Source organism: Pseudooceanicola batsensis HTCC2597 (assembly GCF_000152725.1).
Taxonomy (GTDB): Bacteria; Pseudomonadota; Alphaproteobacteria; order Rhodobacterales; family Rhodobacteraceae; genus Pseudooceanicola; species Pseudooceanicola batsensis.
The window spans coordinates 75,555-86,894 of the sequence record NZ_AAMO01000015.1; the positions used below are offsets into that span (position 1 = coordinate 75,555).

Here is an 11,340-nt window from a genome sequence, read left to right on the forward strand (position 1 = left end):
CCCATTGTGCGACTGCAGCATTGCTCCTATGTTCGCTCTTGTGATCGGTTCTCTCCTCCTCCCTGAGCCGATCCGGAATAATCGGCGGCATCCACCTCCTCCCGGATGTCGCCTTTTTATTTGCAGATCCCCATTCTGAGCTCTTGCGATTTCTCCTCGTTGACCATTCGGTCCCCGAGCTTGCTGTGTGTCGGGTCCGTTTCGCTGGAGGTGCCCAAAATGCAGGCACGGCCGTGTCCCAGCAGCCTGGCATGGGTTTGCGCGACAACGCCCACAGCGTCATCCCCAGATTTTGTGGATAAGTTTTCGCTGCCAAGACTTCAGTTTTCGAGGCCATGAAAGAGTGAGAGACAGGGCGGGAGGGGTGACCCCTCCCGGGTGAGAGAGTGCACGCGGGGCTCGGGGCCAACCCTCAACCCCGGAGATTGCCGATGAACGCTCACCCCCATTCCGTCCAACTTGCAACCGAGCCCGAAGCCCCTGCCCTGCCGGATGCCCCACGCTTCGCCCAAAACCTGATGCAGGCTGCGAAAATCCTCGTCCCCGTTTTCGAGGCAGGCAGGTCCATCGACGCCGCCGCACTTCGCGCCGCGATGGAAGATGCTTGCGGTGCCAGTGACACAAGTGGTGCCTGGGTCTGGAAAGACGCCTATGAGGCGGCCGAGGTCGCCCAAATCCTTATACTCTCGCGCTACGGCGCGCTGATGCAGCGTCAGGCACTGTCGCCGCAGGCCTTCCTCACCATGATCGAACGTTTCACGGCTCTGGCCCCGTCTCACACGCGCCGCTCCGAAGACAGTATCCGTCTGCAACAGTTTTCCACGCCTTTGCCCCTCGCGGCCATCGTCGCGCAGGCCGCCGGGTTTCGGGACGACGACCTGATGCTCGAGCCGTCGACGGGCACGGGCATGCTGGCCATCTTTGCAAAGATCGCTGGTGCACGGTTGGCGCTGAATGAACTTGCCGACACGCGCCGCGCCCTACTGGGGCAGTTGTTCCCCGATGCCGCCGTATCTGACCACGATGCTGCCTCGATCGACGATCGTCTTGATCGCTCGATCACGCCCTCGGTCGTGGTGATGAACCCGCCGTTTTCCGCTGCCAACCATGTCGAGGGCCGGTTTAGGCAAGCGACCAGTCAGCATGTGCTTTCCGCCCTGGCACGCCTCGCGCCTGGTGGGCGGCTTGTCGTCATCACCGGCGAAAGCTTCCGTCCCTCTTTGAAATCCTTCCAGTCGACATTTCAGCGGATCGGCCAGAGCGCCGATGTCGTGTTTTCGGCCCCCATCGACGGCAAGGTCTTCGCACGGCATGGCACCACGATCGACACGCGGTTGACGGTAATCGATAAGCGCGCGGCTGGTGCTGAAGAGACCGCACCGGCTGATATTGACGCCGCCTATCATCCGATCTGCGCGACCACGAGTGATCTTCTCTCCGTAGTACTCGCCCATTGCCCGGAACGCCGCAGCCCCCCGCCCTGCCCCACCACATCGGCCCTTTCGGTCCCGTCTCAGCCGACCCGCACCAACCTCCACGCCCTGCGCAACGCAGCACGCAAAGAAACCCGTGCGCTCGCCGAGGAACGCGCGAAGCATCCGTTCGACGACATCGAGACGGCCCCGCTCGACTACTTGCCAAAAGCCTGGAGCGAACCCTATGGCACGTTGCAGGACACGGTCTACGAGGTCTATGACCTGCAGGCGATCCGGATCGACGGCGCGGCGGAGCATCCGACAGCACTTGTGCAATCCGCCGCCATGGCCTCGGTGCCGCCGCCCGTGCCGAGCTACCGCCCCGTTCTGCCGAAGACCCTCGTTCGAGACGGTCTCCTCTCTGCGCCGCAGCTCGAAAGCGTGATCTACGCGGGCAATGCACACGAGACGCATCTCAAGGGCTGGTTCAAGCGCGGCGAGATCGAAGGTCAGCTGATGGCAGCGTCTGAGGATGACGAAGGTGCCTTTCGCCTGCGCAAGGGCTGGTTCCTCGGCGATGGCACGGGCTGCGGCAAGGGCCGGCAGGTCGCGGGCATCATCCTCGACAATTGGCTGCAAGGACGACGCCGCGCGGTCTGGGTCTCGAAGAGCGACAAGCTCATCGAGGATGCGCGCCGCGACTGGATGGCGCTTGGGGGGCGTGAAAGCGATATCGTGCCGCTCTCGAAATTCCGCCAGGGGAGCGATATCCGTCTCCCAGAGGGCATCCTCTTCGTCACCTATGCCACCCTGCGTTCTGCTGAACGCGACGGGAAAGCCTCCCGCCTCGATCAGGTGACGTCCTGGCTTGGCGAGGGGTTCAACGGGGTCATCGCTTTCGACGAAAGCCACGCCATGGCGAATGCCGCCGGCGAAAAGTCCGACCGCGGCGACAAGAAGGCATCCCAACAAGGCCTTGCTGGCCTCGCGCTGCAAAATGCCGTTCCCGATGCCCGGGTGCTCTACGTCTCAGCGACCGGCGCGACGGTGGTCGGCAATCTCGCCTATGCCTCCCGTCTCGGGCTCTGGGGCACGGGTGATTTCCCTTTCGTGACGCGGGCCGAGTTCGTTGCCGCGATGGAGGCCGGGGGCATTGCTGCCATGGAGATGATCTCGCGCGATCTGAAGGCGCTCGGGCTCTATCTTGCGCGGTCCCTCTCCTATGCCGGGGTCGAATACGAAATGCTGGTGCATGAGCTGACGCCCGCACAGATCGCGATCTATGACAGCTATGCCGATGCCTACCAGATCATCCACACCAACTTGGAGGCCGCCCTTCAGGCCTCGGGTATTTCCTCCGAGACCGGTACGCTGAACCCCCAGGCGAAATCCGCTGCGCGCTCGGCCTTCGAGAGCAACAAGCAGCGTTTCTTCAATCATCTCATCACCGCCATGAAATGCCCTTCGCTCATCCATGCGATCGAAGCGGACCTGGCCGCGGGGCATTCGGCCGTGATTCAGGTGGTCTCGACCAGCGAGGCGGTGATGGAACGGCGCCTCGAAGAGATCCCGCCCTCGGAGTGGGACGACCTGCAGGTCGATTTTACGCCGCGCGAGAACATCATGGACTACCTCATGCACAGCTTCCCGACGCAGCTCTTCGAGCCCTACTCCGACGAGAACGGCGACCTACGCTCGCGTCCCGCCCTCGATGGTGATGGCAATCCGATTATCTGCCGTGAGGCGGAGCGGCGGCGGGATGAGCTTGTCGAGCATCTCGGTGCCCTTGCCCCGGTGCAGGGCGCGCTCGATCAGATCCTGTGGCATTTCGGGGGCGATGCGGTGGCCGAGGTCACGGGGCGCAAGCGGCGCATCGCGAGGACGCGTGAAGGGCGGCTCAAGGTCGAGAACCGAGCCGCCTCCTCCAACCTCGGCGAAACCCAGGCCTTCATGGATGACGCCAAGCGCATCCTGATCTTTTCTGACGCCGGTGGCACGGGGCGCAGCTACCACGCCGATCTTGGTGCAAAGAACCAGCGCCTCCGGGTGCATTACTTGCTTGAGCCTGGCTGGAAAGCCGACAATGCGATCCAGGGGCTGGGGCGTACCAACCGCACGAACCAAGCGCAGCCGCCGCTCTTTCGCCCCGTTGCCACAGACGTGAAGGGTGAGAAGCGGTTCCTCTCCACCATCGCCCGCCGCCTCGATACGCTCGGGGCCATCACCAAGGGGCAACGCGAGACGGGTGGGCAGAACATGTTCCGCGCCGAGGACAACCTCGAGAGCCCTTATGCACGAGCGGCGTTGCGGCAGTTCTTCTACAAGCTGCGCGCGGGCAAGATCGACGCCTGCTCCTACTCCAGGTTCCAGGAGATGACCGGGCTGACGCTCGATGAGGCGGATGGCACGATGAAGGAAACCCTGCCGCCGATCCAGCAGTTCCTGAACCGCTGCCTCGCGCTCCGCATCGACATGCAGGACGCGATCTTCGAGGCCTTCGGCGGGTTTCTTTCGGCGATAATTGAGGACGCGCGTCAGGCAGGCACCCTCGATGTCGGGCTAGAGACCCTGCGCGCCGAGAAGTTTGAGATCGTTGATCGCAAGGTCATCTTCGAGCATGAGGCGACGGGCGCGACGGCAACTGCGCTGACCGTGGAGCGTATCGATCGCAACGATCCGCTCACTCTGCCCCGCGTCAAAGCCATCTGCGCCGACACAAGAGGCGCGACGCTGTGCTGGAACAAGACCTCCAAACGCGCGGCCCTGATGGTGAAAGCGCCGGCCTTCATGGACGAGGATGGCGTGCCGATCTTGCGGGTGAAGCTCCTGCGGCCCATGGCGACCGAAATCCTCGCGCTGACCGAGTTCTCGAAGTCGCACTGGGAAGAGATCGATGATGCGATGTTCGAGCAGCTCTGGCAGGCCGAGGTCGACGCGGTGCCGGAGTTCACTACATCGAAGATCACGCTGATCTGCGGCCTCCTCCTGCCGATCTGGGACCGGCTGCCCGCCGACAACATGCGGATCTATCGTCTGCAGACCGAGGACGGGGAGCGCGCCATCGGCCGCTTGGTCAGCCAGGAACAGCTTCTCAATGTCTATGCGCGCCTTGGTCTCGACTGCCAGATTGAGATGACGCCGCAGGAGGTGTTCGGCGCGGTCATGGACGCGAAGACGACCCTCAGCCTGCTTGGGGGCTACCAGTTGCGTCGCTCTCTGGTCATGGGACAGCCGAGGCTCGAGCTGATCGGAGCGTCGGGCGCGGCACTGCCCGCATTGAAGGCCTTGGGCTGTTTCACCGAGGTGATCCAGTGGAAGACGCGGGTGTTCATCCCGGTGGATTGCACCGAGGTGCTGGCGCGGGTCCTTGCCGCGCATCCGGTTGGCGCAAGCGCAGCGGATGCAGCCGCATGAGCGCGCGGCGCAGCATCGCAGACCTCTCGGCTGATCTTGCAGACCGCGCCGAGAGTTTCTGCCGCCAGTATTTCCCCGAGGGGTCCAAGCAGGGCAACTATTGGCAGGTTGGCGACACTTCGGGCGCAAAGGGTCAGAGCCTCGCCATCCGGCTGCAAGCTCAGGGTGGGCGCAAAGCCGGATCTTGGACCGATTTCGCGACCGGTGAGTATGGCGATCTGATTGACCTGATGCATGAACGGCTTGGTTCGGTCACGCTCAAGGAAACGCTGAGGGAGGCCCGGTCCTTTCTCGGCGAGGCCCCCTGCCCTTCCTTACCTTGTGACACCCAAAGGGCTGAGTGCCCCGATGCTGCCTCTAGCAAACGCATTGCGCGGGCGCGGAAGCTCTTTGCCGCTGGCAAGCCGGTTCTCGGCACCTTGGCTGCCACCTATCTGCAGGGGCGCGGGATCACACGGCTGGGTCCGGCGCTGCGTTATCACCCGCGGGTTTTCCTGCGGCAGGGCGAGGACGACGCCGATCCGCCGCAAAGGGCCCCTGCCCTGCTCGCGAAGATCACCGACAATCGGGGCCAGATCACCGGCTGCGCACGCTTCTATCTCGACCCGTCCACCGGCGGTTTGGCCGAGATCGAGAGCCCGAAGCGGATCCTCGGACAGCTGCACGGCCATGCCATCCGCTTCTGGTCCGGCAAGGCGCGCAGCGATCTCATCGTCGGTGAAGGTCTCGAGAACACCCTCTCGGTCGGCACGGCTCTCTCCGAGTTTGACCTCGCCTCCTGTCTCACTGCCACCCATCTCGGCCTCTTCATCCCGCCGCCGGGGATCAAGCGTATCTGGATCGCGCGGGACAATGACGAAGCGGGACGAACCGCATCACTGAGACTGCGTAACCAACTGGAATCGCTTGGTATTGCCTGTGGTGGTCTCGTGCCAAACATGGGCGATTTCAACGACGATCTGCGGGCATTTGGCAAAGATGCGCTGCGCCGGTCGTTGCTTGAGGCCATGAAAGTACAAGGTCTGGAGATCGAGGACGGGTGAGCGCCAGCCCCATAAGTGACGTCCGACAGGGCAAAGGTTCCGCGGGTTCGATCTGAACCCGTTTGGAAAAGAGGAGCGATGGACCGGCGGGTCGGAGCAGAGTGCTCCTCGCCCGGACAGCAATGCGCCCCGCACCAGAAAATTCCCCTGAGCCTTCGGCTCATTCCTCGCGGGAGCAATTTTCCGGCCCTGGGCGCATTCTCCGCTGCGCTCCGATCCTGACGGATGCGGCCCGGTCGCCGCCGGTCCTGTTATCGCCCCATCCAAATCGGGTCAGATCAATCAGAGGAACCAGACAATGCCCCATCAGACAGACATCCCCGAGGAAACCGGCGTAACCTCCGCCATCCTCGACCACCTCGCACTTCATGGCGCAACACCAGGACCCGGCGAGACCGATCATCGCCCCCTGCCCCAGCCTGACGAGGTCGAGCTCGCCATGGCGACACTTTTCGACACCACTATCGGCCTCCTCACCGGCAGCCAGTTGGAAGACAATCTCGAAGAGATGCTCTGGTCCCTCACCTCGATCTTCCATCGCCGGCTTGCCCATATCCAGAAGCTTCTCGACGATAACGAATTCGAGGTCCGGGAAAGTTTGGCCATCCAGGACGGTTCCGAGGTCGCTTCGGTTGAACTGGAACGCCTCCAGTTGATCGGGCTTAAGCTCTGGGACCATCGCGACGCTTTCGAGCAGATGCGCGATCTGGCCGTGGACCACTTCTCGGCCGCCACCGGTTCACCCTGGCTGCCCCGCACCGGATCCAAGGTCTCGCATCGCGGTCTCACCTCCGCCGTGGTGGACAGCCGGGCCTATCTCTCGGCCAAGCGGCGCAAGGAGACCGAGGTTCACTGCCCCGAAGGCACGCGGATCGCCTTCTCGGGCGGGGACTATCACGCCTACGACCTGATCTGGTCCGTCCTCGATGCCACCCATGCGAAATACCCAGACATGATTCTTTTACACGGCGGCACACCAAAAGGTGCCGAGATGATCGCTGCCCGCTGGGCAGATACCCGTGGTGTCACGCAGGTGGCGTTCAAACCCGACTGGAAGAGCCATGGCAAGGCTGCCCCCTTCAAGCGCAACGACAAGATGCTCGAAACCATGCCACAGGGTCTGATTGCCACGCCCGGTTCGGGCATCACCGAGAACATCGTCGACAAGGCCCGCAAGCTCGGAATCCGCATCAAGAGGATCGGGGCTTAGGCCCCGGTTCACGCCCCGCGCAAGAGGTCCTGTACGACGGAAGGCTTCTTGGCGATCAATGCCAGCAGAACCTGTGCTGGGCCTGTCGGGTGCCGGCGCCCGTGTTCCCAGTTCAGGAGCGTACCTTTCGCGACGCCAATGCTCTTGGCGAACTCGGCCTGGGACAGGCCCGTCCGTTGCCGGACTTCGGCGACATCGACCTCCGCCACGGACACTTCATGCACTTTGGCGTCGGCCAAATCGCCATTCGCGAAGGCCAGAGCCTCTTCGAGGCCCTTGGATACAGATTTGAATGCACTCATTTTGCGTCGATGCTCCTTGGCCACGGCTGTTTTGCTGGGGCAGTAAGATACTTCGGCTTGAGCAACTAGCTATGGCCGTAGGTAAGATTAACCTTGCAAATCTTCCGTATCGTGGAGTAATTGCAAGGTATGTACAAACGCAAGACCCAACAATTCGTTCAGTCTTCCTTGGAGAGCCAAGCGGCTGTGGTCCTTCTCGGCCCCCGACAGGTCGGAAAGACAACACTTGCACTCGACATCGCATCAGAGCGCCCATCTGTCTATCTCGACCTTGAGCGTGAGGCGGACAGGCAAATCCTGACTGAACCAGATCTCTATCTGGACGAACAGGCGGGCAAACTCGTCATCCTCGACGAGGTGCAGCAGATGCCTGACCTCTTCAGAACCTTGCGCGGCCAGATCGATCAGCGTCGGCGGGCCGGGTTTCGGACGGGACAGTTCCTGCTATTGGGATCGGCTTCCAATATCCTCTTGCACCAAACGGCGGAATCCCTCGCCGGTCGTGTTCGATATGTTGAAATGCCCCCCTTGCAGCCTGACGAGGTGGGGGCCGATCAGTTGAACTTGCTCTGGCTGCGCGGCGGCTTTCCCGACAGCTTTCAGGCCGCGAGCGATCGGGCAAGTATGGACTGGCGTCTGGATTTCCTGCGCACCTATCTGGAGCGAGACATCCCTGCCCTCGGACCTCGGATTCCGGCAGCGACCTTGCGGCGGTTCTGGACGATGCTTGCGCATGTCCAGGGCGGCCTTCTGAACGCCGCGGCCCTTGCCGAGGGATTGGGCGTGTCCGGCCAGACCGTTGGGCGCTACCTCGATCTGCTCGTCGATCTCATGCTGGTGAGACGCCTGCAGCCCTGGCACGAGAATGTCGGCAAGCGTCTGGTGAAATCGCCAAAGGTCTATGTGAGAGACAGCGGCATCGTGCATGCGCTGTTGGGCATCGGCACGACAGAAGGCTTGCTCGGGCACCCGGTCGTCGGTGGCAGTTGGGAGGGGTTCTGTATCGAGGCGCTTCTTGCTGCCGCCCCTTTAGGCACCGAACCTTTCTTCTATCGCACTTCGGCCGGTGCTGAACTCGACTTGGTTTTGCGTTTGCCAAGCGGCGACATCTGGGCTGTTGAGATCAAACGGACGACTGCACCAAAGGTTTCGAGAGGATTTCACACAGGGGCCGAGGACATTGGAGCCAACCGAAAGCTCCTGGTCTATGCCGGTGAGCATGAGGTCCCCGTCGCGAAGGACATTCGAGCGTTACCACTGGCACATGCAATCGAGTTGTTGAGCGCGCTATGACCTCGTTTTTATCTCTGGCTCAGGACACTTCCATTGGTCTGAGGATAACAGCGACACGCGAAGAATCTCAGAGCCAGGTCTGGCCATTAGTCGGGCACCAGAGCGGATGAGTGTCTGGCAACTCGATGGTATCTGGACGCCTGCATCTCCGAATGCGAACGCAAACGCCCCTGTGATGCCACGGAAGGATGGGCGAATGCTCTGCCGTTGCCATCGATTTGTGATCTGACGGCTTTGGTCTTCGAAGAGTCTTGAAGTTTGGATGGACGAGAAGACAATCCCTACTCCTTGCGGCATCTCTCTCGTCTGTTCCCCTACTTTCCTTCATGGCCACCGCACTTCTCCCTTTGTCTGAGTTGCATGACATGCTGGTCGCAGCTGTCGTCCCGTCCACAAAGGTTGTCGCCGATCTTTTTCCCCTGACCCTGCGGGTCATTCCGCGCGGACCAAAAAGACCGGCGCCTGCCCCTCTCCGCTGCGCTCCGCCTTCGGTGTGGCCGGGCCTTGGCCAGCTGCAAGGTGACCATCATTGCAACGCAAACAAGGAGAAGAGCAATGACCACGAACTGCATCAAATTCACCAGCGCCGACATCGAAACCGCCAAGGGCGTCGGCTCCATCTCGACCCTGACCTTCGACCTCGACATCACGGTCGAACCCGTCGCGAGCTCGAACCCGATGGCCCCCACGCACCGCGTCCTCGGCCGCTCCCCGCGCGGCAAGTTGGTCGAGTGCGGCGGCATCTGGAAGAAGCAGAACAAGGAGACCGGCGCTGACTACTACACGCTGACCATCCGCGACCACGGCTTCAACGCCAACCTCGGCAAGGCCGCGAACCAGGACGATCTGTCCCTGCAGGCCGTCATCCCCTGGGGTCCCAAAGACGCCGCGTGACGGCTAAGGCCGGTCGGTTCTCCACCGACCGGCCCATCAAGACTCCAATCTTGAACGCGTTCAAGATTGGAGTTTTAGGGGTGGTGGAGCTTCTAAATAAGCGCCTGAAACTCATAGGCGCGTGGTATCTTTATTTTTCCTCCAAAACCGTGCTACCATAGAAGCAGAATCGAGTCGAACTCGGACCCAACCGAAGTCAGGGCTTAGGAATGAGCGGTAGTCTAGAACAGTTTTTGACGGACCTGTCACGTGGGCTTGAGCGCACGATGGTGGCAGTGAACAAGGAACTCACCTTGCGTCAGCGCATCAAGCGCACGTGGTCAATGCGCCAGTGCGCAAGGTTTATGAACGTCAGTATTCAGTATCTAACCAAGTTCGCCAATTCGAGCGACGACTTTCCCGCGGGCGAATATGTTGGAAGAGAGCGTGTTTTCACGCTTTCCGAATTGATGCACATGCGGGCCCTTCTGGCGGCCTCGGCAAAGCGGCCCTACGACTACCTAGCCTGGCGCAAACCCGACGCCCCCTTACCCGTCATCTCGTTTGCCAGCCAGAAAGGGGGCACGGCTAAGAGCCTGAGCGCCGCGCATTTTGCGCAGTATCTCAGCTTGCATTACGGCATGCGCGTTGGTGTCATGGATGCAGACCCGCAAAGCACGATAACGCTCTACTTTGTCGGGGGTGAAGGTCTTCCCCAGATGCCCGACGAAAACACCGCCTCCATGGTGGACTTTGCCGGCCTCTTCCAGTCGGAAGATGCGCCATACACTGATCACGATGCGCAGACGCTCGACAGCTTCTTTCTAAAGACCTCCTGGCCGGGGCTGCGTCTGCTGCCGGCACATGGCGAAACGTCTGAGGGAGAGATCCAGATTGCGCGCCTTGTGCGAGAGGCCCCCGCCGGAAAGAGCTTCTATCGCTACCTGCGCGATGCCCTTGATCGCTGGAAAGCGGGCCACCCGCCAAAAACGCTGCCCAACGAATTGGTAGTCGAGGGCAAGGTCGATCAGCAGCGACTGAACGCTGCGCTGACCGAGACCCTCGATGTCATCATCATCGACTATCAGCCTGCGTTGACACTTTTCCAGCTGAATAACGTGATTGCGTCGACTTCGCTGGTCATCCCGCAAACCATGAAGGGGTTTGACATCGCAACGCTGTCGACCTTTGTGACCGGCCTGCTGGGGATGCTTCAGCATATTCTGGCCCATGAACGGATCGAAATAGGAACTGGTGCCAACATGCTGTTGCCGACGATCGTCCAACGATCCAATGCGCAGGATCTAAACCACATCGGAAACCTGCTGGAACACTGCCCCACGGAAATTCTGCCGGTGTTTTATCTGCGTTCCGACGCAATCTCGAATGCGTCGGACGTCTATCAATCCGTATACGAATATGAGCCGGACACGCCGGGAAAACGCAAGGGGATCAACCGGTTCATCACGAATGCCGATGCGGTTAACGACGCCATAGTATCGCGACTCTGGCCGGGCTTCGAACGCGGTTATGCCAATACATGGATGGACGAGTTCTATGAAGATGACGGCGAGGGTGAAGCATGAAACGCAGTATTCCAAGGTCGCTGGTCAGCAAGGCTACTAGTCCCGACACATCCAAGGAGCGCACGCCCGGTCCCGAAGGCCGGGCAGAAACGGGCGACGCTGTTTCTACTCCTTTCAAGGGGGCCGGCAGTGCTTGGAAATCTGGGCGCTTGCGCAATCGCAAGCCGCTGTGGAGCGAAGCAGAGCTGAGCTTTGTTCGGATAT

At 61.3% G+C, this 11,340-nt stretch carries 7 protein-coding genes and 1 pseudogene; 7 read left to right on the top strand and 1 reads right to left on the bottom strand.

Annotation, left to right across the window (positions count from 1 at the left end; all coding sequences use genetic code 11):
- Positions 1–431 precede the first annotated feature (431 nt).
- The 3 genes from OB2597_RS03995 (at position 432) to OB2597_RS04005 (ending at position 7,082) form a co-directional block, all read left to right on the top strand.
- Positions 432–4,829: a strawberry notch-like NTP hydrolase domain-containing protein gene (locus OB2597_RS03995; RefSeq protein WP_040609075.1), complete on the top strand. Its 4,398-nt coding sequence runs from the start codon at positions 432–434 to the stop codon at positions 4,827–4,829.
- Positions 4,826–5,872, top strand: a complete 1,047-nt coding sequence (locus tag OB2597_RS04000; protein WP_008335668.1) for a DUF7146 domain-containing protein — start codon at positions 4,826–4,828, stop codon at positions 5,870–5,872. Before OB2597_RS03995 ends, OB2597_RS04000 begins: the two co-directional genes overlap by 4 nt.
- A 298-nt stretch (positions 5,873–6,170) precedes the next feature.
- On the top strand, positions 6,171–7,082 hold the full coding sequence (locus tag OB2597_RS04005) for a DUF2493 domain-containing protein (protein WP_009804234.1): 912 nt from the start codon (positions 6,171–6,173) through the stop codon (positions 7,080–7,082).
- Positions 7,083–7,090: 8 nt separating this feature from the next.
- Here OB2597_RS04005 and OB2597_RS04010 read toward each other — a convergent pair whose 3' ends face one another.
- Positions 7,091–7,384: a helix-turn-helix domain-containing protein gene (locus OB2597_RS04010; RefSeq protein WP_008335665.1), complete on the bottom strand. Its 294-nt coding sequence runs from the start codon at positions 7,382–7,384 to the stop codon at positions 7,091–7,093.
- 129 nt (positions 7,385–7,513) lie between these two features.
- On the opposite strand from OB2597_RS04010, the gene OB2597_RS04015 reads away from it, so the two are divergent.
- The 4 genes and pseudogenes from OB2597_RS04015 to OB2597_RS22455 form a co-directional block, all read left to right on the top strand.
- Positions 7,514–8,677 (top strand): ATP-binding protein, encoded by a 1,164-nt coding sequence (locus tag OB2597_RS04015; RefSeq protein WP_008335662.1) that lies wholly within the window; start codon positions 7,514–7,516, stop codon positions 8,675–8,677.
- Between the two features lie 555 nt (positions 8,678–9,232).
- Positions 9,233–9,571 (top strand): DUF736 domain-containing protein, encoded by a 339-nt coding sequence (locus OB2597_RS04020; protein ID WP_008335659.1) that lies wholly within the window; start codon positions 9,233–9,235, stop codon positions 9,569–9,571.
- A 209-nt stretch (positions 9,572–9,780) separates the two neighbouring features.
- Positions 9,781–11,136 carry a ParA family protein gene (locus tag OB2597_RS04025; RefSeq protein WP_009804235.1) on the top strand — a complete coding sequence of 452 codons (1,356 nt, stop codon included), beginning with the start codon at positions 9,781–9,783 and terminating at the stop codon, positions 11,134–11,136.
- Positions 11,133–11,340 (top strand): annotated as a pseudogene (locus tag OB2597_RS22455) (hypothetical protein); the annotation flags it as partial. The gene OB2597_RS04025 and the pseudogene OB2597_RS22455, both read left to right, overlap by 4 nt.

What these genes read in the sequence shown, in the direction of transcription:
- OB2597_RS04025 (WP_009804235.1), top strand. Translation starts at nt 9,781, where the DNA reads ATGAGCGGTAGTCTAGAACAGTTTTTGACGGACCTGTCACGTGGGCTT.
- OB2597_RS04005 (WP_009804234.1), top strand. Translation starts at nt 6,171, where the DNA reads ATGCCCCATCAGACAGACATCCCCGAGGAAACCGGCGTAACCTCCGCC.
- OB2597_RS04010 (WP_008335665.1), bottom strand. Translation starts at nt 7,384, where the DNA reads ATGAGTGCATTCAAATCTGTATCCAAGGGCCTCGAAGAGGCTCTGGCC.
- OB2597_RS04020 (WP_008335659.1), top strand. Translation starts at nt 9,233, where the DNA reads ATGACCACGAACTGCATCAAATTCACCAGCGCCGACATCGAAACCGCC.
- OB2597_RS03995 (WP_040609075.1), top strand. Translation starts at nt 432, where the DNA reads ATGAACGCTCACCCCCATTCCGTCCAACTTGCAACCGAGCCCGAAGCC.
- OB2597_RS04015 (WP_008335662.1), top strand. Translation starts at nt 7,514, where the DNA reads ATGTACAAACGCAAGACCCAACAATTCGTTCAGTCTTCCTTGGAGAGC.
- OB2597_RS04000 (WP_008335668.1), top strand. Translation starts at nt 4,826, where the DNA reads ATGAGCGCGCGGCGCAGCATCGCAGACCTCTCGGCTGATCTTGCAGAC.